The organism is Janthinobacterium sp. KBS0711 (assembly GCF_000988085.1).
In the GTDB taxonomy this organism is placed as follows: Bacteria; Pseudomonadota; Gammaproteobacteria; order Burkholderiales; family Burkholderiaceae_D; genus Janthinobacterium; species Janthinobacterium lividum_E.
Genome location: NZ_LBCO01000002.1, coordinates 36,282 through 62,473, shown reverse-complemented (window position 1 = coordinate 62,473; position 26,192 = coordinate 36,282). Strand labels below are relative to the sequence as shown.

Here is a 26,192-nt window from a genome sequence, read left to right as displayed (position 1 = left end):
TGCATGAAACGTTTGCTGCACCCGCTCTCGCCCGCCACGGGCATGGCACCTTTTGAAGATTATGTCGACCCGACTTTTTCCGCCACCGTCATCGCCTGGCAAAAGCAGCATGGCCGCCACGCGCTGCCCTGGCAAAACACGCGCGACGCCTACCTGATCTGGCTGTCCGAAATCATGCTGCAGCAAACGCAGGTCACCGCCGTGCTCGGCTACTACGCGCGCTTCCTCGAACGCTTCCCCACCCTGCGCGACCTTGCTAGCGCGCCTGTCGAAGACGTGATGGCGCAGTGGAGCGGCCTTGGCTACTACACGCGGGCGCGCAACCTGCACAAGTGCGCGCAGCGCGTGGTGGCCGAATACGACGGCGTGTTCCCCAGCGACCCGGCCCTGCTGGCCGACCTGCCCGGCATCGGCCGCTCGACGGCCGCCGCCATTTCCGCGTTTTCCAGCGGCACGCGCGCGGCCATCATGGACGGCAACGTCAAGCGCGTGTTCGCGCGCACGTTCGGCATCGACGCCTATCCAGGCGAAAAACGGGTCGAGGAAGCCATGTGGCGCCGCGCCGAAGCACTGCTGCCTGAGACGGGCATCGAAGCCTATACGCAAGGCCTGATGGACTTTGGCGCCACCCTGTGCACGCGCAGCAGCCCCGATTGCGGCCGCTGCCCCTTGCAGCCGCGCTGCGTGGCCTACGCCACGGGCCGCACCAAGGATCTGCCTGTGCGCAAACCGAAGAAAACCAGCCCGGAAAAACACGCCGTCATGCTGGTCGTCATCGACGATGGCCAGGTGCTGCTGGAGCAGCGTCCCGGCTCGGGCATCTGGGGCGGCCTGCTGTCGCTACCCGAACTCGATGGCCACGTGCTGGCCGATGCAGACTCTCCCCGTGCCATCGACCAGGATGCGCTGGCGCGCGCCGTGGCGCCGTTCGGCGAAATCGAATCGCAGGAACGGTTGCTGCCCATCGTCCACGTCTTCACCCACTACAAGCTGCACATCGTCCCCTGCCGCATCACCCTGGCGCGCCGTTTGGCAATGGCCGGGGAAGCGACGCACGTCTGGTATGACGGCGCGAAAATCGCGGATGCGCCGCTGCCCGCCCCCATCAAGAAACTGCTGCTGGACCTGTTCGGCGATGCGCGTTCGGCACAGCGCAGCATGTTTTAGTGCGTTTTTTACTGTTCGCGTTGGCGGCGCTGTGTCTGCACGGCGCGCAAGCGGATGACGCACTGCCAGAGGTCCGCATTGGCGTGCTGGCCTACAAGGGCGGCGACGCCGTGCAGCAGGACTGGTCGTATGTGACGCGCCATCTGCAGGCCAGCATTCCCGGCATCCGTTTCATCCTGGCCGATTACGACCAGGCGGGCCTGACGCGCGCCGTGCAGTCTCAAACGATCGCCTTTGCCATCACCAGCAGCGGCCATTACGTGGCGCTCGAACACAGCGACGGCGCCAGCCGCATCGCCACGCTGGAATCGCCGTGGACGGACTCGCCGCGCCAGGCCATCGGTTCGGCCATCGTCGTGCGCAGCGCGTCGCCGCTGCATGACCTAGCCGACCTGGCGGGCAAGAACGTGATGGCCGTGGCGCCTGACGCCTTTGGCGGCTACCAGATCGCTGCGCGCGAACTGCGCGAAGCGGGCATCGATCCCACGCACGATTTTGCTAGCCTGCGCTACAGCGGTTTTCCCTCGCAGCAGATCGTCGACGCCGTACGGGCCGGGCACATGGATGCGGGCATCGTGCGCACCTGTTTGCTGGAACAGATGGTGGCGCGCGGCGAAGTGCGGGCCGAGGAACTGCGCGTGATCACCACGCGCCCGATTCCCGGCTTTCGCTGCGCCAGCTCGTCGCGCCTGTATCCGGACTGGCCCTTCGTGGCCCTGCGCCAGACGCCGCCCGCGCTGGCGAAAAAAGTGGCGCAGGCCCTGCTGGCCATGCCGCGCACGGCCGAGGGTTATAGCTGGACGGTGCCCAGCGATTACCAGATCGTCGATGAACTGTTCCGCGACTTGCACATCGGTCCCTACGCCTATCTGGACAAACTGACGTTCGAGACGGCGCTGCGCCGCTACTGGGGTTGGATGCTGCTCGTGCTGGCCCTGCTCGTGGCATGGGCCGTGCACACAGTGCGCGTGGAATACCTGGTCAGCCGGCGCACGGAGCAATTGCGCGCGGCCCAGCACCAGCAGCGCGCGCTGGAAGAACAGGCGCGCCAGCGCCAGGCCACGCTCGACCACACGGCGCGCCTGGCGATTTTGGGGGAGATGGCCAGCGCCATCGCGCACGAATTAAACCAGCCGCTGGCGGCCATCGGCAATTTCGCGCGCGGCATGGCGCGCCGCATCACGGCGGGCCGGCTCGACGCGGCGCCCCTGCTCGACGGCGCGCAGGAAATCGCCACGCAAAGCGAGCGCGCGGGCGCCATCATCCGGCACATCCGCGCCATGGCGCAAAAACGTCCCGCCCACAGCACGGCCTTCGCCCTGGCCGGCGCCGTGGAGCAAGCCGTGGCACTGTTCCGCGCAGCCCATCCGCACGCCCATATCAGCTGGAACCACGAAGGCAGCAATCTTGACGCACGCGTGCTGGCCGACCCGCAGCAAGTGCAGCAGGTGCTGCTCAATCTGCTGAAAAATGCGCTCGATGCGCAGGTGGAGAACGACAATCCGCAGCAGCCCATCGGCGTGCTGCTGCACCGTGAAAACGGCGCCTGCACGGTGGCCGTGCGCGACGCGGGATGCGGCTTGCCAACGGCGCAGATGGCGCGATTGTTCGAACCGTTCTTTACCACCAAGGCCGAAGGCCTGGGCCTGGGCATGTCGCTCAGCAAAAGCATCATCGAATCGTTCGGCGGCAGCCTGTCGGCGCACGCCAATGCCGATGCGCCAGGCTTGACGGTCTGGTTCCGCCTGCCTGAAGATACCGGCATAGAAGCAAACAAGGAAACACCATGAATGAAAGCGATGCGATCATCTTTGTCGTCGACGACGACGCCGCCATGCGCCGCTCGCTGGCCTATCTGTTCGATTCGGCCGGCTGGAAAGTGCAGACGTTCGAATCGGCGCGCGATTTCCTGCAGCGCTATGACGGCCATGCGCCGGGCTGCTTGCTGCTCGACGTGCGCATGCCCTTGATGAGCGGGCTGGAACTGCAGCAGGAACTATCACGCCATGCCATTGCGCTACCCGTGATTTTCTTGAGCGGCCACGGCGACCTGGCCATGGCCGTGCAAACGATGAAGGCGGGCGCTTGCGACTTTCTGGAAAAGCCATGCAAGGACCAGGTATTGCTGGACGCCGTCTCGCGCGCCGTGTCCCGCAGCGTGGAAGAAAGCCGCAGCGCCGCCAGCACCAATACGGCACAGGCAGCACTGGCGACATTGACGGCGCGCGAACGCGAAGTGGCGCTCTTGATGGCCGAAGGCAAAGCGTCGAAAGTCATCGCCCGCGAGCTGGGCATCAGCGACAAGACGGTGCAGGTGCACCGCCATAACACGATGGAAAAACTGGGCCTGCATTCAGCAGCCGAGGTAGCCCGGCTGCTGATGGCGGGTGGGGCAATTTAGGCTATCTGTCGGATTACGCTACGCTAATCCGACCTACCAACAGGTGGACAACTCTAAACCCGCACGATGCGCGCCGGCAGCCCCTGCCGCACCGCCGTGCCCGAAACGGGATCGACAAACACGTTCTTGTCGCCGCGGCTCGGGTCCGTCAATCCCAGGTCGTTCAAGTTGATGCCCGCGCCGATGGCCGGTTCGTCGGGCTGGCGCAGCTTGCCGATGCGGTGGGCGCGCGCACCGTGCTCCTTGTGGCCGAAACCATGTTCGACGGCGATCACGCCCCGTTGCACGCCGTGGCGCAGCATCACCGTGGCCCTGGCCTTGCCGCCCGGCGTTTCCAAATAAATTTCATCGCCATTTTGCAGCTTCAAGCGGGCCGCATCGTCGGGGTGCACGGCGACCGGGTTGTCCGGATGGATGCCGCGCAAGCGCCGCGCGCCGATGCTGTAGGAGTTCTGCAGCGCCGATTTAAAGCTGATCAGTTCGAACGGCCATTCGCTGGCCGGATAGGCCTTGCGCACGGGCGTGCCATCGGAAAACGCCGCCACCCGCCACGCGGGCGTACCGGGGAAACGCTTGCCGCTCAAGCTGTTCTTGCTCACACCCAGGCCCTCGTTGTATAGCATCATCGGTTTCAGATAACGGTGCGTGGACCAGTCCTGCGAATACGGCGCCTCGTCGGTCACGGGTGCAGGAACAGCCGGCGCCTTGGGGTTCGCGGGCGGCGGCAGGCGCAGGCCGAACATCTCGCCATAGCTCTGGTAGCGCCCTCCTCGCGCCAGCATGAAGGCCACCTTGCGCCACTCCTCCGGCTTCAGGGTACGTTCCAGTTCGGGGCGGATGCGCACCACGCCGGACAGGTCGATGTCGTCGTCGCTCGCGTCAGGCACGGACGTTTTTCCTTGCCAGGCGATGTTGGCGCCGCCGCGCAGATACCAGTCTTCCGCGCGCTGCAGGGGAAAGCGCTGGCCATCCATGTCTTGCAGGGCGTCCGGGCCGAAACCGGGCAAGGCCATCGTTTTGGCCAGCGCGATGAAGAACGATTCCATGCAGATGGTCTGGCCGTCCGGCGTCTTTTGCACGCGCGGTTCGACCACGGGCCAGCGCGCCGTACTCATTTTGACGGGCATGCCGCCCCAGGCGCCAGCCCAGCCCCAGCTTTCATACAGCAAGGTATCGGGCAGCAGATAGTCGGCAAACGCCGAGCTTTCATTGATGAAGGGGTCGATGGCGACGATCAGGGGAATCTTCTTCGGATCGGCCAGTTCCTTGCCGATCTGCGCGCGCAAGCCCGTGATGCCGTAGACGGGATTGCAGCTCCACAGTATCAGCGCCTTCAAGGTGTAGGGGTAGCCGTTCATGGCGCTGGTGAGCCACTCGGTCGCCAGCGCGGGCGCGTTCGGATACCACGGCGCCCTGGCCGGATACGCCTTGCCCGCTTCTTTCTTCAGCTTGAATTCCGAGGTTTTTTCATACGGCACATTGCGCCCGATCGGCATGCCGGCCGCCTTGATCTCGCCGTCGAAACTCTCCAGGTTATAGCGCGGACCCGGTCCCGCATCCTTGAAGCTGCCGCCATTGACGAGGGTGCCGCCCTTGCGGTTCAAATTGCCGATCAGGGTATTGAGCATGACCAGCGCATACGCGTTGTAAAAGCCCGCGCCCGACATCATGCCGCCGTGCGCATTGACGGCCGCGCGCTTGCCATGACTGGTGAGTTCCTGCGCCAGGCCTTCGATGATGTCGCGCCCGATGCCGCAGGCGGCCGAATACTCGTCCATGCTGTGGCGCTGCGCTTCCTCGTTGAGCATCGTCATGGCCGTCTTCAGGTGCAGCGGCGCGCCGGCCACGTCCAGCGGGCCATCGAAGAACAGACGCGCCTCGCCCTTGGCCGCGTTGTGCGGCACGATGGCTTGCGTGGCGGCGTCGATCACGCAAAAGGCGTCACCATCCTTGTAGCGCTCTTCTTCCGGCAGTTCCACCGCGCCGATGTCGGATGCGCGCAGGTAGCGGCCGTCGCGCGGATGGCCCTTTTCGTTGATGATCAGATGCGTGGCGTTGCACCAGGCGGCCTCGCCCGCCGCTTCCGCCACCTTCAGGTTCGGCTGCACGAGGAAGTTGCGGTCATAGCGTTCGTGCTCGATGATCCAGCGAATCATGGCCATGGCCAGCGCGCCGTCCGTACCCGGCTTGATCGGCACCCAGCGGCTGCGGTCGCCCGCGGCCAGGCTGTCCGCATTCGTCAGCACGGGGTCGACGACGACGTAGCTGAAGTCGCGCTTGCCCGAACGGGCTTTCGCGATCAGGGTGCCCTGGCGCTTGAACGGATTGCCCGCATTACCCGGCGCCGTGCCGACGAAAATGCAGAACTCCGTGTTTTCCAGGTCCACTTTCGCATGCGGCATTTTCTTCATGTCGCCGAACATGGCACCCGAGCCGCTGCGGTAGGCGCCGCCGCAATACGAGCCGTGATTGACCAGATTCAGACTGCCGTACGACTGCTTGAAAAAGCGCGTGCCGAACGCCAGGCGTCCATCGTCGGTGCTGCACATCAGGCCAACCTGGTTCACTTGCGGACCCAGTTCCGGCTGCGCCGGATCGATCGGTTTTTCCAGCTCGCGCAAGGCGCGCAAGCCCTGTACCTGGCCTTCGCCAAACAGGTCGCCGCCTTCCGTCACTTCCTTGACCAGTTGATCGAAAGCGATCGGTTCCCACTGGCCGCCGCCGCGCGGCCCCACGCGCTTCATGGGCGCCAGCACACGGAACGGCGACTCCATCTGTTCCAGCACGCCGTTGCCCCGGCCGCAAGCCGTCGAGCGGCCCTTCAAGCCCTTTTCCTGGAAGCGCGACAGCGAGACAAAGCTGTCGCGTATCGAGGTCTGGTATGGCTGCGCCGGATCGGCCGACAGGGGGCTGTACGGATTGCCCGCCACGCGCAAGACCTTGCCGCTTTTTTTATCCAGGCGTACGCGCACGCCGCAAAACGTGGTGCAGCCCATGCACATGGTGTAGCTCACTTGCTGGTCCGGATTGACGGTCAGCTTGCCCGTGGCCGTGTCGACGGAAAACTCGGACGGCAGCGAATTGCCATGCAATTTCTGCACAGGTTTATCTTTGCCCAGCGCGTGGTCGACCATGCGGCCAGCCGTGGTGGAAAAGCTGGCGGCAAACGCGGCCAGTCCGCCGCCGATGGCGCCGTAGCGCAGCAGCTTGCGGCGTTTTTCATTTTCGTCTTCGGGGACGTCGTTGCGGTCGTCGTTGTTTTTGCGTTCGTTCATTTTTGACTCCTCAGTGCGTGGCCATGGCGGGACGGTTGCGCAGCATGCGTCCGGCCCATGGCAAAAATTCCAGCATCAGCAACAGCAGCGCGATCCACAGGCCCGCCGTGCCGATAATCCCCATCAAGCCGTCGTTCCCCATCGGCAGGTGGTAGTCGTACAGGCCGGCGCCCGTTTTCGGGATCGTCTGGCCGCCGATGAATATCGTCCAGCGCATCATCCAGGCGCTATGCAGCGCGATCAGGCCGTTGACCAGGCCACTCGTGGCCGGGCGCCAGATGGCCAGGGCCATCGGCACGATGGCCGACAGCACGGCCCAGACGGCCGTGAACTGCCATTGCGGCATGCCGGCCACCTGCGTAAATGCCATGCTGTGGCTGGCGCTCACGCCGGACAGGCTGACGAACAGCCAGCCGCCGCCCAGGGCCAGCACCAGCGCCAGCGACAGGGCCAGCGCCCGGTTCAGCGATACTTCCAGCGCCAGGTCGCGGCCCGGCAGGAAACGGTTGAACAGCAGCGCCAGGCCCACCGCCCCGACAAAGGCCGTGGCGGCAAATTGCGCCGGCAGGAAGGGCGTAAACCACAGGGGACGGGCGCGCACCACCATCACTTCCATCCCCGTGTACAGGCCCACGACAAAGGCGGCCAGCAAGGTGCAAGCGGCGGCGGTGACGATGGCCTTGCGCGAGGCGGCGCCACCGCGCCCCAGCAGGCGGTAGGCAAAGGCCAGGCGGTCCTGGCCATGCCCCCGCGTGGCGAAGTCCACGCGCAGCGCCAGCCACGCGTACAGCATCAGACAGCCCAGATACAGGGGAATGAAGAACGAACCCCACGACATCCACGACTGCGGCTGGAAGTAAATGTAGAAATGGTAGAAGCGGCCCGGCCCGTGCAAGTCGGCCAGCAGCGCCACGGGCGCCGTCATGCCGCACACGAGCGACGCCAGCAGCGCGATGCGCCCCAGGCGTTCATACGCCTTGCGGCCGAAGACGAAGTACGGCAAGGTCAGCATGAAGCTGCCGTAACTGAGGCCGATGAGGAAAAAATACTGCACCGCCCACGGCAGCCATGCCGCTTCGCGCGTGACGTTGACAATTTCGGTGATGTGGCTGTCCATGGTTTATTTCCCGTGTTTGCTCGGTTGCCAAAGAGTCGCTTCGCCTTCGACGTGGCCGGCGAAGCGCGTGTCCAGTCCCAGGTAGAACACGTGGGGCTGGGTGCCCTGCTCGGGTTTCAGCACCTTCACCTTGTTCTCGGTGAGCAGCTGGTGCACCAGGCTTTTGGGGTCATTGAGGTCGCCGAAGATGCGCGCGCCGCCCACGCAGGTTTCCACGCAGGCCGGCAGCAAGCCTTCATCGACGCGGTGAGCGCAGAACGTGCATTTATCGGCCTTGCCCGTCTCGTGGTTGATGAAGCGCGCGTCGTACGGACACGCTTGCACGCAGTAGGCGCAGCCCACGCAGCGGTCGCCATCGACAACGACGACGCCATCCTTGCGCTGGAAGGTGGCGCCCACGGGACAGACGGGAATGCAGGGGGGATTGGCGCAGTGGTTGCACAGGCGCGGCAGCATGTAGGTACCGCAGCGGTTCTCTTCCTTGACTTCATAGGTCGAGACGACGGTGCGGAAGCTGTTTTCCGGCACGGCGTTTTCCATGATGCAGGAGACCGTGCAAGCCTGGCAGCCGATGCACTTCTGCACATCGACCACCATCGCCCAGCGCTGGCCGCCTTCGCCCTTCGTGGCCGCCTTGCTCGGCAGCGGCGCGATGGCCGCCCCGATGGTTACAGCTGGCAAGGCGCGCAAGAAACTGCGGCGCGATTCAATCATGACACTCTCCTTGACTATGGGCGGCAAGCCCTTGTTGACTTGCTGCCATGATAGAAAAGAAGGTGCTGCGGGGGTATTGGGGTGATAGTGCGGGGACCTAGATGATCATGCCAATTGACAGAGGATGTCGGATGGGTGTACGCGCTTATAACCCAACGGCAAATGCTGGGGTCAGACCCGGCGGGTCTGACCCCAAAATGACGGTTACAGCTCGTCGAGCGAATACAACCGGCGATGCTCGCGGATCGCGTAGCGGTCCGTCATGCCGGCGATGTAGTCGGCGATCTTGCGCGCCTGCTGCGTGACGTCGCCATCCTTATCGTGGCCAATCAGCTGATAGTCGGGGGGCAGCAGGGCCGGTTCGGCCATGAAGCTGTCGTACAGTTCGCGCACGATGCGGCTGGCCTTTACGCGCATGCGGTTGACTTGATAGTGGCGGTACAGGTTGGCCCGTAAAAAGCGTTTCAGGTCCGTCGCGTCCTTGCGCATGGCGTCCGAAAAACGGATCAGCGGGGCACTGGCGCGCACTTCGTTCACATCACGCGGCGCGGCATCGGCAATCAGGCCGGTCGAGGTGACGATCAGATCGTCGGCCAGGGCCGTGATCAGGCGGCGCAGGGTTTCATAGATGGCGCGCCGGCCCGACAGGCCGGGAAACGCCTGCTGCACGTCGCGCCACAGACGGCCGAAGAATTCCACCTCTTCCAGCTGGGCGATGGTGATCAGGCCGGAACGCAGGCCGTCGTCGATATCGTGGCTGTTGTAGGCGATTTCATCGGCCAGGTTGGTCAGCTGCGCTTCCAGGGTCGGTTGCGTGCGGTCGATGAAGCGCTGCGCCACGGGACCCAGTTCGCGCGCATGCGTCAGCGAGCAGTGTTTCAGGATGCCTTCGCGCGTCTCGAACATCAGGTTCAAGCCATCGAAGGCGCCGTAGTGCTCTTCCAGGGTGTCGACCACGCGCAGGCTTTGCAGGTTGTGCTCGAAGCCGCCATGCTCCTGCATGCATTCATTGAGCACGTCCTGGCCCACGTGGCCGAACGGCGTGTGGCCCAGGTCATGCGCGAGCGCGATGGCTTCGACCAGGTCTTCATTGAGGCGCAGGTTGCGCGCGATGGAGCGGCCCACTTGCGCCACTTCCAGGCTGTGCGTCAGGCGCGTGCGGAACAGGTCTCCCTCGTGGTTGAGGAACACCTGGGTCTTGTATTCGAGGCGGCGGAAGGCCGAGGAGTGGATAATGCGGTCGCGGTCACGCTGGAACTGGCTGCGCGAGGCGTGCGGCGCCTCGGCAAAGCGACGTCCCTGACCCTGTGCCGAATGGGCCGCGTAGGGGGCAAGGAAGTCTTCGGGCAGCATGTTATTGCACTCCGGCGGCCAGGGTGGCCAGCACCAGTTCGTGCGGCGCGGACGTGATGCTCGGGCTGCCCAGGGGTTTCAACAGGATGAACTTGATGGCGCCGCCCTCGTTCTTCTTGTCGACCTCCATCAGTTCCAGCCAGCGCGCGACACCGAGGTCCGGCGCCTTGACGGGCAAGCCAGCGGCGGCGACGAGCTTGCGCACGCGCTCGACGGCAGCCTGGTCGATATAGCCCATGCGGCAGGACAGGTCGGCCGCCATCACCATGCCGCAGCCGACGGCTTCGCCGTGCAGCCAATGGCCGTAGCCGAGGCCCGCCTCGATGGCGTGGCCGAAGGTGTGGCCGAAGTTCAGGATGGCGCGCAAGCCGCCTTCGCGTTCGTCCTGGCGCACCACGTCGGCCTTGATTTCGCACGAGCGGGCGATCGCATACGCGAGGGCGCCCTTGTCGCGCGCCATCAGCTTGGCCATGTTCGCTTCGATCCAGTCGAAGAACGCGGCGTCGATGATGGCGCCATGCTTGATCACTTCGGCCAGGCCCGCCGACAGCTCGCGCGCCGGCAGGGTTTCCAAGGTCGAGGTGTCGGCGATCACGGCGCGCGGCTGGTAGAAGGCGCCGATCATGTTCTTGCCCAGCGGGTGGTTGATGCCCGTCTTGCCGCCGACGGAGGAATCGACCTGCGCCAGCAGGGTGGTTGGCACCTGCACGAAGCCGATGCCGCGCATGTAGCTCGCTGCCGCATAGCCGGTCAGGTCGCCGATCACGCCGCCGCCCAGCGCCACCAGGGTGGTCTTGCGGTCGCATTTATTGGCCAGCAGCGCGTCGAAGATCTGCATCAGGCTGGCCCAGTTTTTATATTCCTCGCCGTCCGGCAGGACGATGCTGATCACTTCGCGGCCATCGCTGGCCAGCGCCGCCTGCAGGCGGCCCAGGTACAGCGGGGCGACGGTGGTGTTGGTGACGATGGCCACCTTGTGGCCGCTGATATGGCGCAGCAGCGCATCGGCATCGGCCAGGAGGCCAGGACCGATGGCGATCGGATAACTGCGTTCGTCGAGGTCTACGCTCAACAACATTTTGGATTGCTCGTTCATCGAAGGCTCTGCATGAATGACGCAGTTGGGCGAAGCCTCGCATTCGAGGCTGGCCAGCTGCATCAGGATGGTCTGGACCATCGATTGTACGTTAGGACGGCCCGTGTCGATCACAATGTCGGCCACTTCCATGTAATGGGGCTCGCGCTGCGCCGTCAGCTCTTCAAGCTTCCTGCGCGGGTCGGCCGTCTGCAGCAGGGGACGGTTCTTGTCGTGGCTGGTGCGCGCGAGGATGTTGCTCACGCTGGCGCGCAGGTACACGACCGTGCCCCGTTCCTTCAGATAGGCGCGGCTGTCGGCGTTGAGGATGGCTCCGCCGCCAGTGGCCATGACGATGCCTTCCTGGGCGCTCAGGTCGCGGATGACCTCGGCCTCGCGCCGGCGAAAGCTGGCCTCGCCCTCGATTTCAAAGATCCACGGGATGGTCGCTCCCGTGCGTGCCTCGATTTCGTGGTCGGAATCGACAAAGCGCAAGCCCAGCTTGCGGGCCAGGATGCGCCCGATCGTGGTTTTGCCTGCGCCCATGAGGCCGACAAGAAAGATATTACTGTTGGAAATTTCGGACACTTTTTATATCAATCAATCAGAAAATAACGGGTGCCACCCTCGACGGCCCCCGCTCCCCCGCAGGTCAAGGACAGGAGAATGTCAGTCTAAACGGGTAACTGGTGGCGTTGCCCAGCGGCGTCGTCACTGTCACATTAAACGTATTGACTACATCGGCTACACAGTTGGTCGGCGTCATACTGTTAATTGTAACGGTATGCAGGCTGCCCTGGTTACCCTTGATGTTGTTGCCCGTCCTGTCATCGACACCAAGCATATTGTGCGGGTAGATATTTTGCACGCTCGCCGGCAACACTGAAACCTGCCCATTGACGGCATTCGTGATTGTCACCGTACTACCGGATGGCATGGGATTTTGATGCAGATCGCTGATCAGCAGGCGGAATGTGCGGGGCAGGCTCGCCGACCGGGAACCCAGGTCATACGCCTGCGTCCCCAGGACAGCGGCGCTGCCATCGTCGTTCGTCAGGAAGACCTTGTCAGGATGGCTGTCGCTCAAGAAGACCGCGATCTTGGCAAACAATGTCGTGCTGCCATCCGACGTGCTGGCGCACACGGTCGCCAGGCCCGGCCAGTTACTGTCCGCCGTGCCGCCGTTTTTGAGGTCATTGCAGGGCGTCGCCGGCGGATTGGTCGCCACACGCGGATTCTGGCTGCGGAAATCGACCGAGCAGCCGCCATTGGTAGTGGTGCAGCCACCCATGCTCGATGAACCGATAGAGCCCAGGTTGCTCTGGAACGCCACCGGCGTGCCATCCGGTACCGGATTGCCCGCCTGGTCCGCCAACAGGACAGTGACGGTGGTGGCGGGGTTGCCCACGCCGCTGTCATAGGACCAGCCTTCCACGTTGGATTTAACCACGCTCAGCGAAAATGCCGTTTGCACGGGCAAGCCGGTCGTCACCAGGATGGAGTCGGACAAGGTGGATACGCCGGATACCAGGCTGGCCTTGACGCGGAACGTCGTCGGCGTAAGACCGGAATTGACCGTGGTGATGACTTCACCGTTGGCATCGGTGATGTCCTTCAGCTTATTCAACGTCACACCTGGGCCGTTCAGCAGCGAGAAAGTGACTTCCTGGCCTGGCAAAGGCCTGTTAAAAGTATCGAATACGCGGAAAGTCAGGGTCGCCGTTTCCGTGCGCGACAAGCCGCCCTGGCCTTGAATGACAAGCGATTTCCCCACCGGACTAACGGCGGAAAACTGTACCGATGCCGGCGTCGCCCGCGCGACGTTCAGGGTGGCGTGCAGTGCGGCGTTGCTACCGGTCACGGAGGCAAACAGCATGTCCGCGCCGCCGCAACCGAGATCGCGGTACACGGCCGTCGCCTTGCCATTGACGGCCGGCACGCCGCTGCTCACGCTGGCTTTGCCCGCAAAGACACAGTTCGAACCAAAATCCACCGTTACTCCCGTACCGGTGTAGGCCTTGCTGCCAGCCATGATATCGACCGACACATTTGCCGTGCCATAGGCAGGGATGCTGGCGGGCGAAAAGGTCATGTTGGCCAGCGTCAGATCTGTTGTTCCCAGCACATAGTTAATTTGGGTGCTGGTAAGAGCACCATTTACTGTCGTGCTTGCCCGCAAGCTAGCGGCGCCGCTGCTCGTCAGACTGAAAGGACGCATGGTAACGCTGGCCATACCCGTCGCGTCAGTCAGTGCCGTCCCTACCGACGGGGACAGTACAGCAACGGCATTGTCGGTAGAAAAAACCACCAGGGCATCGGCGATCGGCTTGCCGCTCAAGTCGGTAACAAGCGCCTTGGCCGTCAATGGCGTGGCGCTCGATAAAGAATTGCTTGCGCTGCTACCGCTGAACAGCGACAGCGTCATTTTCGCGCCAGCAGCTTGCGCTGCCTTGATTTCATAGCTCGCCTCGCCGGTGACCGTGGCGGTGGCCGTTGCGACAGTGGCCGTCAGCTTGCCCGCACCAGCGACCGTCGCATTCAAGGCCGAGACAGTGATGCTGGCATAGCCCTTGGCGTCGGTCAGCGCCGTGCCGTTGGTCGATGACAACGTTACCAACGCGGCGTCGGCCGAAAACGTGACCACGGCATTGCTGACAGGAACGCCATTTTTATCGTTGACGAGCGCCTTGGCCGTCAGCGGCGTAGTACTGCTGAGCGTACTGCCAGGCTGGCCAGCAGCGTTAAACAGGCTTACCGTGACCGTCGCGCCCACGCCGCCCGTCGTCCCACCACCATTGCCGCCATCGATGGTCGGATCACCGCCACCGCCGCCACACGCGGCCAGTACAGAGCTAATGACCAGCAAGACCAGCCAATTCGATACCCGACTCCAATAAGTGTTGCCCCAAGATACATTCCGCATAGTCGCCATCAGTCCGCTTTCGTGTGCATTGTTACTTAAACGTAAAGATGTGACATTAACGTGTTGCTGGCCGATCTGCCACTATTTTCGGCGTAATAAACACCATTAGTTCCGTTTTTTCTTGACTGCGGCCCGTGCTGCGGAAAAAAACACCGAGCACGGGGATGTCGCCAAGAATCGGCACCTTGCTGTCCGTGCCCCGTTCGGATTGCTGATAAATACCGCCCAGCACCACCGTGCCGCCGTCTTCCACCATCACTTGCGTGCGCACGTGCTTGGTGTCGATGGCGAAGCCGGAACGGGTTTCCTGGCCCACGCTATCCTTGTTAACGTCCACTTCCAGCACCACGTTGCCATCCGGCGTGATCTGCGGCGTCACTTCCAGACGCAAGTTCGCCTTGCGGAACGTGATCGACGTGGCGCCGCTGCTGGTGGCCACCTGATACGGCAGCTCGATGCCTTGCTCGATCAACGCCAGCACCTTGTCGGCCGTCACCACGCGGGGGCTGGAAATGATCTTGCCCCGGCCGTCCGCTTCCAGCGCGGACAATTCCAGGTTCAAAAAACGGTTGGCGGCCGCCGAAAACAGGCTCAGGGCGAAGCTGGCCGGCTGCAAGCCATTGATGCTGGCGGCCGGCAAGTTGACGAATTGCGTGTTCGGCACGAAGGCGCCGCTGCCGGCCACCGTTTGCCCCGTCGCCTCGCCCACGCCTTGGTAGCTGCCGCCGACAGCCGCGCGGCGCCCGCTGCCGCCCAGGGAAAAACCGGGCAACTGGCCTGCCGCCAAGCGCTGGTCCGTAAAACCCAGGCGCGCGCCCAGGTTACGGCTGAAACTGTCGTTCGCCTCGACGATGCGCGCCTCGATCATCACTTGGCGCGTTGGAATATCCGTCTTGGCAATCAGTTGGCGGATCTGTTCCAGGCGCGCCGGCACGTCGGTGACGAACAGCTGATTCGTACGCGGCTCGATCAGCACACTGCCACGGCGCGACAGCAGCCGGCTGCGCCCTTCCCCCGCGTCCAGGCCGAACACGGTGCGAAACGCTTCGGCCTTCTGGTAATTGAGCTGGAAGATGGCTGATTGCAAGGGTTCCAGTTCCGCGATCTGCGCGCGCTGTTCCAGTTCCAGCTTTTCGCGCGCAAGGATTTCCTCGCGCGGCGCGATCCACAGCACGTTGCCAGTGCGCCGCATGTCCAGGCCCTTGGCCTGCAGCAGCACGTCGAGTGCCTGGTCCCACGGCAAGTCGCGCAGGCGCACGGTCACATTGCCCGCCACGCTGTCGCTGGCGATGATGTTTTGCCCCGATGCATCGGCCAGGATGTGCAGGGCCGCGCGCACGCCCACGTTCTGGAAATCGACGGAGATTTTGTCGCCCGCATACAGGCGCGGCGCCGTCACCTGCACCACGGCCTTCTGGGCAAGACCGTTGGCATGCAGACACAGCATGGCGGCCAGGAGCATGCGGCGCGGCCTCATGGCGCCGCCTCGGGCACGCTGGCCTTGGCGTCGCCCGCCTTGCTCAACGACAGGCTGCCGCGCCGCTCGCGCCACCCGCCTCCCCCGTCCTGCAGCAACTCCTTGTACTGCAGCGCTCGTTCGCTGATGTCCGTCACCACGCCGTGATTTTGCCCCAGGTACTGGCCCACCGTCACCCGGTACACGCGCTGGCCCGCCAGCAGCAGCGCGCTCAGGCGCCCGTCCTGTTGCACGCTGCCAACCATGCTGATGGCGGGCAAGGCCACGCTTTCCAGCGGTTCGCGCATCCGCCGCAGGTCGGGCCCCGCCACACCGCCCCGCTGACCGGACACGGGCGCCGGCGGCAAGACATTAAATGGATCGGCCAAGGCAGCCGCTTCGTAGGGATGCGGCGCGACAGCGGCAAGCGGACGCCAAGTTGGTGTCACTGCGGGCGCGCCCGCCTTGGGCGGCAATGTCGCTTGCGCCGCCAGCTCCACCGCTTCGGGCAAGCGATACGCCTGCAGCACGGCGTCAAAGGTCAGCAAGCGATCCTTGCCGAGGGTCAAGACCAGCTCGTGCACCGTGACGATGCGCGGCAGGCGCGCCAGGTCCGCCAGCAACGCACCCATGGCGTGGTAACCGCCGCGCAACTGTATGGCGATCGGCAAGGCAACATACGGCGCTTGCGGCCGGGCAACACCCGGCTTGAACAGTGAAATTTGCAGGCCGCGCGACTGGCCTGCTGCGTTAATGTCCGTCAACAGCGCCGCCATTGCTTGCTGATCGGGCAGTTGCTGTTCCAGCAAGGCCAGTTCGGCGCCGGCCTGACGCTGCTGCGCACGCCACTGCGGCAACTGCTTCGCCCTGGTCTGTGCCGCCAGATAGTCGGCGCGCAAGCGGGCCGCCTCACTTTGCGCCACCTGCACGGCAGTCATCAGTCCAACCAGCCATGCAAGGTGCAGCAGCGTGGCCACCAGCGCACCGGCCAGGGCGGCGCAAGCGAGGCGCACCGGTAGCGGCCACAGCGACGCGGTCTTCAAGCTCAGCATGATCAACCTCCTGGATTAGGGTGCCAAAGCCAGCCGTATCGTCCACTCCACGGCGCCATCGACCGCGCCGCGCACTTCCAGCACTTCCGGGCGGGACCAGGGCGCGGCCTGCTCCAGCGCCAACAACAGTGCCGCGACCTTGTCCTGCGACACAGCCTGCCCTTGCAGGCGCACCATCACTGTTTCCTGGCGCACACTGTGCAAGGCCACGCCGGCCGGCATCGCCTGGGCCAGAACCGCCAGCATGCGCACCCAGGCATTGCGTTGCTCTTGCAAACTGGCAATGGCTTGCTGACGCCGCAGCAGCGCCCCCGTCTCCCCCTGCACCCGCTTGCCGGCGGCGAGGACGGCATTAACTTGCTGCATGGCATGGAGCCAGTCCTCCTGGCGGCGCAGTTGCGCGTCAAGCCGGTACTGCAGCCAGGCGCCCGCCGCCAGGGCCAGCAGCAGTCCCAGCAGCGCCCCGCCCGCCAGCTGCCACAGCAGCCACTGAACGCGCCTGCGGCGTGCCGCCTGGCGGTACGGCAAAAGGTTGATACATGGCACTTCCGCCACGGCTTTCATCGGGCGTACCGGTGCATAGCCAGGCCCCAGGCCAACTGGTAGCTCAGACCGCCGTCGGGCAAGGCTTGCCAGCCACCTTGCGCGAGCGCCGCCTGCAAGGCCAGCGCCTCGCTATCCATGATGACGGGCGTCAATCCGGCTGCCTTGGCCGCATCCAGACGGCGCTGCACGCTGGCGCGCCGCGCCGCCACCAGCAGTACGTCGATCTCGCTGCCCGTCTGGCCGGCAAGCGGCGGCGCGGGCCCGAGAATGAAAAAATCCAGGCTGGCGTCTTCCAGCGGAAACGGCATGTATTGCGCCGCCTCCAGTTCCACGAGGATTTCCAGCTGCTCCTCCGGTAATCCGGCAGGCAGGCGGATCGCGTGCGTGATCAGGGCCGTGGCCGGCATGGCCAGCGCCACGCGGGTGCAGCCGCTGCCACTGTCGCGATAAGCCTGGTGCACGGCATCGGCCAGGCCCTGCAGATCTTCGATATTGCCTTCAAGCATCACCCCTGCTGCCAGCGCAGAACTGCCGCAATGCCGGCACGACAGTTTTCCCCGCCGGCATCTCAACTCGACCACGCGCACGGCATCGTCCGCCATGTCGACGCCCAGCAAGCCGATGCCAAGAAAACTACTGATGGACATGTTTTTCATAGAGAAACGTCAGCGTGGAAGGAGGTCCTGCCATCCGAAAGCCTAGTCCCGGCAGCGCTGGCTTGTAAATGGATTTCACGCTCGTGTCTGCGGCGCGCGGCGCCTATCTGGCGGGGCCGTGATCTGGCGCAGGATAATTGTTACCAAATCCTGGTTGCCAGCGGGCCAATACACGCTTATATAGAGTATCGGCAAGTTTCGACACTCCCCCGGCGAGCGCCACGGCGCGCTGCCACCCCGGCAAGCTCGCTTATAATTGGCCGGCATAATTAACCGAAAGACATACGACGCATGACATCTTCAAAATCCGCTGGCCCCGCTGGCTCGAAGCCGCCCACCAAGGGCAGCAAACCCAAACGTTTCCTGCTGATGGCCCTGGCATCGCTGCTGGGCCTGGGCATCGTCGGCGTGCTGCTGGTGGTATTCGGCCTGGCCATGGCCTATCCGAACCTGCCGGCACTCGATACCTTGACCGATTACAAGCCCAAGATGCCGCTGCGCGTGTTCACATCCGACAGTGTGCTGATCGGCGAGTTCGGCGAAGAGCGCCGCAACATGGTGCACATCAAGGATATTCCCGATGTCATGAAGAAAGCCGTGCTGGCCATCGAAGATGACCGCTTCTATGAACATGGCGGCGTTGATTACCTGGGCATCACGCGCGCGGCCCTGCACAACCTGACGGGCGGCGCCAAGCAAGGCGCCTCGACCATCACGCAGCAGGTGGCGCGCAATTTCTTCCTGTCCAGCGAACAGACCTTGAAACGCAAGGCGTATGAAGTCTTGCTGGCCTGGAAGATCGAGAAAAACCTCAGCAAGGACCAGATCCTCGAAGTGTATATGAACCAGATTTATCTGGGTCAGCGCGCCTACGGCTTCGCCTCGGCCGCGCAAATCTATTTCGGCAAGAATATCCAGGACCTGACCGTGGCCGAAGCGGCCATGCTGGCTGGCTTGCCAAAGGCGCCATCGGCCTACAACCCCGTCGTCAATCCGAAACGCGCGCGCATGCGCCAGCAATACATCCTGCAACGCATGGCGCAGCTGGGCTACATCACGCCAGAGCAATACACGGAAGCCAAGAATGAAGAGCTGAAAGTGAAAACCGACAGCAGCGCCTTCGGCGTGCATGCGGAATACGTGTCGGAAATGGCGCGCCAGCTCGTCTACGAGCAATTCAAGGAAGACACCTATACGCGCGGCCTGAACGTCTACACCACCATCACCAAGGCGGACCAGGACGCCGCCTACATCGCCTTGCGCAAGGGCGTGATGGATTACGAGAAACGCCACGGCTATCGCGGCCCCGAAGCGTATATCGAGATTCCGAAAACCAAGGCCGAAGCGGATGACGCGATCGAAACGGAACTGGCCGACCACCCGGACAGCGACGACATCATCGCCGCCATGGTGCTGCAGGCGTCACCCAAATCGTTGCAGGCAGTCACCTCGGCCGGCGAGGAAATCACCATTACCGGCCCCGGCCTGACCTTCGGCGCGGCCTGGCTGTCGGAAAAAGCGGCGCCGAACCGCCGCATCAAGCGCGGCGCCGTGATCCGCGTCATGCAAGAAGGCAACGCCTGGGTCTTGACGCAGATGCCGGAAGTGCAATCGGCGTTCGTCTCGGCCAGCACCACGGACGGCGCCATCCGCGCCATGGTGGGCGGCTTCGATTACAACCGAAACAAGTTCAACCACGTCACGCAGGCGTGGCGCCAGCCCGGTTCGGCCTTCAAGCCCTTCATCTACTCCGCTTCGCTGGAACGGGGCCTGTCGCCGGCCACCATCATCAACGATGCGCCGATCTCGTTCGACGCTGGCCAGACGGGCGGCCAGGCGTGGGAACCGAAAAACTACGACAGCAAATACGATGGCCCGATGACCATGCGCAAGGGCTTGATGAAATCGAAGAACATGATTTCCATCCGCATCCTGCACAAGATCGGCGCCAAATATGGCCAGGAATATGCGACGCGCTTCGGCTTTGACGCGGACAAGAACCCGCCGTACCTGACCCTGGCCTTGGGCGCCGGCAACGTGACGCCGCTGCAGATGGCGGGCGCGTATGCCGTGTTCGCCAATGGCGGCTACAAGATCAACCCGTATCTGATCGCCAAGGTCACCGATAGCGATGGCAATGTCTTGTCGCAAGCCAAGCCGGACCTGGCGGGCGAGGAAGCCAACCGGGTTATCGACGAGCGCAATGCCTTCATGATGAACAGCATGCTCAACGACGTCGTGCGCTTCGGTACGGCCAATAAAGCCATGGCATTGAAGCGCCCCGACCTGGCCGGCAAGACGGGCACGACCAACGATTCCATCGATGCGTGGTTTGCCGGTTACCAGGCCAAGCTGGTCGGTATCGCCTGGATCGGCTACGACCAGCCGCGCAACCTGGGCAACCGCGAAACGGGCGGCGGCCTGGCCTTGCCGATCTGGATCAGCTACATGGCGAAAGCCCTGAAAAGCATTCCCGTCGAGGAACGCGCCGTGCCGGAAGGCCTGATCCACGTGGGCGACGAGTATTACTATGCTGAAAACCCACCGGGCACGGGCGTAGGCAGCCTGGAAGGCGCGGCGCGCGGCACGCCGGAGGAAGAAAAGGCGAAAGAAGCCGTGAAGAACGAGTTGTTTTAAACGGTAATCATGCAAAAAGGGCAGCCTGCAAAGGCTGCCCTTTTTTTATTGCCACGGCAGTCAGAATTACTTCAGGACCACCGGCGCACCCGCCTGTTCGCTGGCCATGGCCGACAGGGCCGCGAACAGTTCCGAGCCGTCGCGCGTGTTGATCCACTCGTCGCCCACGCGCTTGTAGTGGAAACCGCCGGAACGGGCGGCCACCCACATTTCGCGCATGGGGGCCTGGCTGTTGACGATGATTTTCGTGCCGTTATCGATGAATTCGATTTCCAGCACATTGCCGCTGCGGCTGCATTCGACGTCGAGCACGTCTTCATCGTTCAGCCGGTCCAGCGCCGCCTCGATCTGGGTCAGGGTGGCTTCGGCCAGGGCCAGGAATTCCGATTCGCTCATGCTACACTCCAAAGATCTTAATCAAACCGTGATTCTAATCGTGAAGTCATCCTCAGCGTTTTATATCGGCACCGCCATTGTGGTTTCTAGCGTCCTGGCCGGCTGCGGCCAGCCCGGTCCCCTGTACCTGCCCAAGCCGCCAGCGGCCAAGGGCGCGCCAGCCAAAGGCCCCGTCGAACCGGCGCCCGTGCCGCCGCCACCGGTGATCGTGCCGGCAACCTAAGTCGAGCGTACCGGGGTGGCAGCCTTGGCCGCCCTGGCGCTTTTCTCGCGCTTGCTCCAGGCAAAATAAACGCGTATTAGCAGCAGTAGCGCGACGATGCTGCCGAACAGGATCGGTTGCGCAAAATTATTCTTGCCCGCCTTCATCCACCAGAAGTGCAAGATGCCCAGCGGCGCGATGATGTAGATGAGCCGGTGCAACCACTGCCAGCGCTTGCCTCCCAGGCGTTTCACCATGCCGTTCGTGCTCGTCACGGCCAGCGGAATGAGCAAGACGAAGGCAATAAAGCCTACCGTGATGAATGGCCGCTTGAGCACATCCTTCCACATTTCCTGCACATCGAAAAAGTGATCGAACCATAAAAACGTGGTGAAGTGCAGCGCCGCATAGAAAAATGCGAACAGGCCCAGCATGCGCCGCAGCTTGATCAGCCAATTCCATTGCGTAAAGCGCCGCAAGGGCGTCACTGTCAGACTGATGCACAGGAAATACAGGGTCCAGTCGCCCGTGCCGCGCGTGATGAATTCCAGCGGCTCCACCAGTTGCCCCGTGTACGTCAGCCAGACCATGCGTCCAAATGGCAGCAGCGCCAGCAAAAAGATCAGGCTTTTCAGCAGCGATAACTGCCTGCTCGTGGGGTTGAGGGCCATGGTCTTTCCTTAAAAGAACTTTTTCAGGTCCATGCCCGCGTACAAGGAAGCGACATCGTTGTAGCCGTTGAACATCAGGGTCTTGCGCTTGCGCGCGAGAAAACCGTCTTCCCCGATGCGCCGCTCGGAAGCTTGCGACCAGCGCGGATGATCGACGTTCGGGTTCACGTTCGAGTAAAAACCGTATTCGGACGGCGCCGACAGGTTCCAGGACGTGCGCGGCTGTTCCTTGACGAAACGGATCTTGACGATGGATTTGGCCGACTTGAAACCATATTTCCACGGCAATACCATGCGCACGGGCGCGCCGTTCTGGTTCGGCAAGGTTTCGCCATACATGCCTAGGGTCAGCAGCGCCAGCGGATGGTTCGCTTCATCGATGCGCAAGCCTTCCGTATAAGGCCACTGCAGCACGCGGCTGCCCACGCCCGGCATTTGCTTCTTGTCGGCCAGGGTGATGAATTCCACATACTTGGCATTGCCAGTCGGCTCGACCTTCTTGATGATTTCCGAGAAGGAATAACCGACCCACGGGATGACCATCGACCAGCCTTCCACGCAGCGCAGCCGGTAGACGCGCTCTTCCAGCGGCGCCAGCTTCAGCAGCGCATCGAGATCCAGGGTCATCGGTTTCTTGACTTCGCCTTCGATGCTGACCGTCCACGGCCGTGTGCGCAGGGTGCCCGCGTTTTGCGCCGGGTCGCTCTTGTCCGTGCCGAATTCGTAGAAATTGTTGTAGCTGGTTGCGTCTTTATAGGCTGTCTGCTTGTCCAGCGCCGAATAGGCGGGATTGAGCTTGGCGGCCAGCTTGGGATTGGCGCCTTGCGCGAACGCTTCGCGGCTGGCCATTTCCAGCAAGGCCGCGCTGGACATCGAGCCCAGCGCCACTTGCTTGATGAAGCTGCGGCGCGATTCAAACACGGCGCGGGGCGTGATTTCGGAAGAATACGGCAACTCAATGCCGTTGGGACTGCGCTTGATCAACATGGCGGCTCCGGAAAAAGGTGATTGGATATACCTTACACCAGTTTTTCCGGGCCGTTCATGACGCTTCTGTCATTAAAGTTTGCCGTAAGAATGCAAGCCGGAAAGGAACATATTCACGCCCAGGAAGGCGAACGTCGTCACCAGCAATCCCACCAGCGCCCACCACGAGGCGACGCGGCCGCGCAAGCCCGTCATCAGGCGCATGTGCAGCCAGGCTGCATAGTTGAGCCAGACGATCAGCGCCCACGTTTCCTTCGGGTCCCACGACCAGTAGCCGCCCCATGCTTCGGCCGCCCACAGGGCGCCCAGGATGGTCGCTACCGTGAAGAAAGCGAAGCCGACGGAAATGGCTTTGTACATGACGTCGTCGAGCACTTCCAGCGACGGCAAACGATCGACCAGGTAGCCGCTCGATTTGAGCAGGTACGCTGCCGCCACCATGGCCGACAGGGCAAACGTGCCGTAGCCGATGAAGTTGGCCGGCACGTGGATCTTCATCCACCAGCTTTGCAGGGCCGGCACCAGCGGCTGGATTTCGGCCGCGTCGCGCGTGACCGTGTACCACATCAGGAAGACGACGGCCGCCGAAATGACCAGCATGACGAAGGCGCCCAGCTGGCGCGTCGCGTAATGCTGCTCGTAGTACAGGTAGAACATGGCCGTAATCAGGGAAAACAGGATGAACACTTCATACAGGTTCGACACGGGAATATGGCCCACGTCGGCGCCGATCAGGTAAGACTCGTACCAGCGCACCAGCATGCCCGTCAGGCCCAGCACGACGCCGGCCCAGCACAGCAGGGAGCCGACGGACGAACCGAATTCCGAGCGCGCCACGAGGCCGATCCAATAGAACAGGGTCGACAGCACGAAAAGCGTGCCCATCCACAGGATGGCGGACTGGCTCGACAAGATGTATTTCAGAAAGAATTTCTGGTTCGCCATCTCCAGGTGGCCCGCGTACAGCTCAATGGCGAACAGCGACAGCACGGCCGCCACGGGGATCAGCCAGCGCACCGGCTTCCAGTACCAGCCCAGCCACGCGAACGTGGGCGCGGCCACCAGCAGGATGGCTTTTTCATAGATATCCATGAAGGCGCCAAAACGCATCAGGCCGAACAGGGAGGCGGCCAGCAAGCCGGCGCCATACAGCCAATCGATCAGGCTCAGGCGCTTGAAAAATCCCGGTTCCTGCGTATATATTTGCTTGTTTGCCAATTCCATCATTTTCTCCATTCCCGGCGACGCCGCAGCGTCCCGAAACTCAGCCAATCCAACTCAGCGCAGCTTACGCCGATTGCGGCAGCTTTGCCTTCAAAGTCTCAAATTCTTTTTCAAAATCCAGGGTCTTGCGTTGCGTGCTCATGGCCATCAAGGCTTCGCTGCCGCCCTCGCCATCCTTGATCCACACCCACAGGCGGCGCTCGCGGATATAGAACATGGAAAATACGCCGATCACAAGGAACAGGCAACCGAGGTAGACCACGCTCTTGCCCGGCGAACGCGTCACCTGCAATACAGACGCCTTGATTTCCGTAAAGTCGTCGAGCTGCAGATACACGGGTGCGCCATAGAAGAAGCTGTCGGACAAGGCATTCGTGGCCAGCTGCAGGAAGCGGCCATGCTTGTCATCGGCCTCGATGGCTTTCAAGCCATCCTGGGCGCGCGCCGCCTGCCACAAGTCCCACAGGCTGCCATTCAAGATTTTCATGAAGATATCGGCCGCTTTTTCTTGCTCGGCGGCAGGAATTTTCTCCAGGAAACGCGAAATGGCGAGGAAACCGCCCTCTTGTCCATTGCCGGCAAAGATGCCCAGGCTTTTCGCGGCCGATTCCTGCAGCTGGCCGCGCAAGGCTTCCGCGTTCGCCTGCGGCATGGCGCGCGCCGCATAGCGCGTGGCCGCCTGCTGGCGCAACGCCGGATCTTGCAGGGCGGCACGCAAGCGCATCCATTCGTTCACGCTGTAATTGTCATCGGCGGGAATGCGCAGATAGCTGAACGGGTCGCTGGGGTTGATGCGCATGCCGGCCAGGAACACCGTCGTGCCATCGACGGTGACGGGCTGCATGTAGTTCTGGTACTCGCGCGCCTGGCCTGTCTTGTCGCGCAATTTGTATTGCACCGAGGGGCCGACGTTCTTGAGATCCTTGTTATTCGCGTTCTTCGCGGCCGAGCCGAGGCGCTTGTCCAGGCCGACGGAGAATTTCTCGTTGAAACTTTCCGCCTTGCTGACGGCGCGCACATCCTGGCCCGCGCTGAGGTTTTCCACGTTAAACGGACGGAAACCCGACCATTCCACCGTGTAGGAATTGCCATCGCTGCGCTCGAGCGGCGTGCTGCCGCCCACTTCGCCGCCGATATCGAAGCGTTTCGTCGTCTTGCCCGTCATGGGAAAACCCGTCAACTTGAGCTTGCTGCCGCCATCCTCAAAGCTGGACTGGTACAGGGCCAGGCCCTTGTACAGCAGCGGCTGGTTGACTTTGATGGTGGCAGGGAAGGTCTCGCCCGTTGCATGGTCGGTGATGACGACATCGCTGGCAAACAGCTTGGGCATGCCCGTGCTGTAGAAATCGATATGGAATTTCTTCAGCAGGATGGTGATCGGCAGATCCTGGATCAGCACGCCATCGGCCTGGGGAATGATGGCCGTGTTGCTCGACGAGCCTTCCGGGATCATGGTATTGCCGCGGAAAGTAGGGTTCGACAGGCTCAAACGGTGCTGGGCGGGAATGTCGGCGATCACGCCGCTGCCGGAAAACGGCGTCTTGCCGAAGAACCATTGCTGTACGCGGATCGGCATTTCCGAATCGAGCAAGCCGCCCACGCAGATGATGACGATGGCGCCGTGGGCAAAGATGTAGCCCCATTTATTGGCCGCGCCCCGCTTGGCGGCGACCAGGGTGGCGTTGTCCTTCTCGACCACCTTGGCCGCGTAGCCGCTGTCTTTCAGGCGCATCACCATCTGCTGCGCCAGCACGGCGCGCGGCAGCGACACCTGCCACTCCATCTTGTGGTGGAAATTGCGCAACGATTGCTCGCGCACGGTTTCGCGCCAGCTGCGCATGTCCTTGAGCATCTTCGGCGCATTGCGCACGATGCACAGCGAGGTCGAGGCGACGAGGAAACCCATGATGACGAGGAACCACCAGGCCGAATACACGGAATACAGGCTCAGCTTGTCGAAAACGGCGAACCAGAACGGACCGAACTGGTTGACATAATTGGGCATGGGCTCGTTTTGCTTGAGCACGGTGCCGATGATGGATGCGACAGCGATCAGGGTCAGCAGGCTGATGGCAAAGCGCATCGACGAGACCAGCTCGACGAATTCAGCCAGGCTGCGGCGTTGGGTCTTTAACTCGATTCCGGTCGTGCCTGTGCTCATACGTGAATACTCATACGGGATATGCAATCTTCAAGAAAATGTGGCGTGGAGCAGATAGTTTCTCCGCGCAAGGCGGCAGCATACTCCTGTTTGGCCCCTGCCATAAAAAAGGGCAGCCTGTTGAAACGGCCGCCCTTGATCATGCGCGCTGGTGCGCCGGCAATCTCTTGCCTCTATGA

At 62.8% G+C, this 26,192-nt stretch carries 19 protein-coding genes and 1 pseudogene; 5 read left to right on the top strand and 15 right to left on the bottom strand.

The annotated features are described in order from the left end of the window. Window positions 1-3 precede the first annotated feature (3 nt). Genes mutY through VM94_RS00310 form a run of 3 tightly spaced genes read left to right on the top strand, consistent with a single transcriptional unit; the run spans window position 4 to window position 3,568 of the window. Window positions 4-1,167: an A/G-specific adenine glycosylase gene (mutY, locus tag VM94_RS00320; RefSeq protein ID WP_235432776.1), complete on the top strand. Its 1,164-nt coding sequence runs from the start codon at window positions 4-6 to the stop codon at window positions 1,165-1,167. Further along, window positions 1,167-2,957, top strand: coding sequence for a sensor histidine kinase (locus tag VM94_RS00315; RefSeq protein WP_052755437.1), 1,791 nt, complete (start codon window positions 1,167-1,169; stop codon window positions 2,955-2,957). Before mutY ends, VM94_RS00315 begins: the two co-directional genes overlap by 1 nt. Continuing rightward, the gene (locus VM94_RS00310; RefSeq protein ID WP_046681685.1) at window positions 2,954-3,568 is read left to right on the top strand and encodes a response regulator transcription factor; all 615 of its coding nucleotides are present in this window, start codon (window positions 2,954-2,956) and stop codon (window positions 3,566-3,568) included. Before VM94_RS00315 ends, VM94_RS00310 begins: the two co-directional genes overlap by 4 nt. A 53-nt stretch (window positions 3,569-3,621) precedes the next feature. Here the strand turns inward: VM94_RS00310 and VM94_RS00305 are convergent, their stop codons facing one another. The 10 genes and pseudogenes from VM94_RS00305 to pilM all read right to left on the bottom strand — a co-directional run bounded on the left by VM94_RS00305 (window position 3,622) and on the right by pilM (window position 17,726). Next, a complete protein-coding gene (locus VM94_RS00305) occupies window positions 3,622-6,843 on the bottom strand; it encodes a molybdopterin dinucleotide binding domain-containing protein (protein ID WP_046681684.1) in 3,222 nt (1,073 codons plus the stop codon). 10 nt (window positions 6,844-6,853) lie between these two features. Continuing rightward, window positions 6,854-7,960 carry an NrfD/PsrC family molybdoenzyme membrane anchor subunit gene (gene nrfD / locus VM94_RS00300; RefSeq protein WP_046681683.1) on the bottom strand — a complete coding sequence of 369 codons (1,107 nt, stop codon included), beginning with the start codon at window positions 7,958-7,960 and terminating at the stop codon, window positions 6,854-6,856. A gap of 3 nt (window positions 7,961-7,963) precedes the next feature. Next, window positions 7,964-8,674 carry a sulfate reduction electron transfer complex DsrMKJOP subunit DsrO gene (gene dsrO, locus VM94_RS00295; RefSeq protein ID WP_046681682.1) on the bottom strand — a complete coding sequence of 237 codons (711 nt, stop codon included), beginning with the start codon at window positions 8,672-8,674 and terminating at the stop codon, window positions 7,964-7,966. A gap of 204 nt (window positions 8,675-8,878) precedes the next feature. Further along, complete coding sequence (locus VM94_RS00290; protein ID WP_046681681.1) at window positions 8,879-10,027, bottom strand: deoxyguanosinetriphosphate triphosphohydrolase; 1,149 nt, start codon at window positions 10,025-10,027, stop codon at window positions 8,879-8,881. Between the two features lies 1 nt (window position 10,028). After that, window positions 10,029-11,648, bottom strand: coding sequence for a bifunctional shikimate kinase/3-dehydroquinate synthase AroKB (gene aroKB, locus VM94_RS00285; RefSeq protein WP_046681717.1), 1,620 nt, complete (start codon window positions 11,646-11,648; stop codon window positions 10,029-10,031). 106 nt (window positions 11,649-11,754) lie between these two features. Further along, complete coding sequence (locus VM94_RS00280; protein ID WP_046681680.1) at window positions 11,755-13,968, bottom strand: Ig-like domain-containing protein; 2,214 nt, start codon at window positions 13,966-13,968, stop codon at window positions 11,755-11,757. Window positions 13,969-14,080: 112 nt separating this feature from the next. After that, window positions 14,081-15,406, bottom strand: a pseudogene (locus VM94_RS00275) (type IV pilus secretin PilQ); the annotation flags it as partial. A 92-nt stretch (window positions 15,407-15,498) separates the two neighbouring features. Next, window positions 15,499-16,533 (bottom strand): pilus assembly protein PilP, encoded by a 1,035-nt coding sequence (locus VM94_RS27105; RefSeq protein WP_052755435.1) that lies wholly within the window; start codon window positions 16,531-16,533, stop codon window positions 15,499-15,501. Window positions 16,534-16,548: 15 nt separating this feature from the next. After that, a complete protein-coding gene (locus tag VM94_RS00265; protein WP_160309260.1) occupies window positions 16,549-17,088 on the bottom strand; it encodes a PilN domain-containing protein in 540 nt (179 codons plus the stop codon). A gap of 5 nt (window positions 17,089-17,093) precedes the next feature. After that, window positions 17,094-17,726, bottom strand: coding sequence for a pilus assembly protein PilM (gene pilM / locus VM94_RS00260; protein WP_160309259.1), 633 nt, complete (start codon window positions 17,724-17,726; stop codon window positions 17,094-17,096). A gap of 300 nt (window positions 17,727-18,026) precedes the next feature. Between pilM and VM94_RS00255 the strand changes: the two genes are divergently transcribed. Further along, the gene (locus tag VM94_RS00255; RefSeq protein WP_046681678.1) at window positions 18,027-20,372 is read left to right on the top strand and encodes a penicillin-binding protein 1A; all 2,346 of its coding nucleotides are present in this window, start codon (window positions 18,027-18,029) and stop codon (window positions 20,370-20,372) included. Between the two features lie 66 nt (window positions 20,373-20,438). Here the strand turns inward: VM94_RS00255 and cyaY are convergent, their stop codons facing one another. Further along, a complete protein-coding gene (cyaY, locus tag VM94_RS00250; protein ID WP_035824041.1) occupies window positions 20,439-20,768 on the bottom strand; it encodes an iron donor protein CyaY in 330 nt (109 codons plus the stop codon). Here cyaY and lptM point away from each other — a divergent pair. Next, complete coding sequence (lptM, locus tag VM94_RS29300; protein ID WP_099378447.1) at window positions 20,767-20,991, top strand: LPS translocon maturation chaperone LptM; 225 nt, start codon at window positions 20,767-20,769, stop codon at window positions 20,989-20,991. The two genes, cyaY and lptM, sit on opposite strands and share 2 nt — an antisense overlap. Here lptM and VM94_RS00240 read toward each other — a convergent pair. The 4 genes from VM94_RS00240 to VM94_RS00225 all read right to left on the bottom strand — a co-directional run bounded on the left by VM94_RS00240 (window position 20,988) and on the right by VM94_RS00225 (window position 26,013). After that, a complete protein-coding gene (locus VM94_RS00240) occupies window positions 20,988-21,641 on the bottom strand; it encodes a sulfite oxidase heme-binding subunit YedZ (protein WP_046681677.1) in 654 nt (217 codons plus the stop codon). The genes lptM and VM94_RS00240 overlap by 4 nt on opposite strands. Before the next feature lie 9 nt (window positions 21,642-21,650). Then, window positions 21,651-22,628, bottom strand: a complete 978-nt coding sequence (msrP, locus tag VM94_RS00235) for a protein-methionine-sulfoxide reductase catalytic subunit MsrP (RefSeq protein WP_046681676.1) — start codon at window positions 22,626-22,628, stop codon at window positions 21,651-21,653. A gap of 72 nt (window positions 22,629-22,700) precedes the next feature. After that, complete coding sequence (gene ccsB, locus VM94_RS00230) at window positions 22,701-23,852, bottom strand: c-type cytochrome biogenesis protein CcsB (protein WP_046681675.1); 1,152 nt, start codon at window positions 23,850-23,852, stop codon at window positions 22,701-22,703. Between the two features lie 64 nt (window positions 23,853-23,916). Beyond that, on the bottom strand, window positions 23,917-26,013 hold the full coding sequence (locus VM94_RS00225) for a cytochrome c biogenesis protein ResB (RefSeq protein ID WP_046681674.1): 2,097 nt from the start codon (window positions 26,011-26,013) through the stop codon (window positions 23,917-23,919). Window positions 26,014-26,192 lie beyond the last annotated feature (179 nt).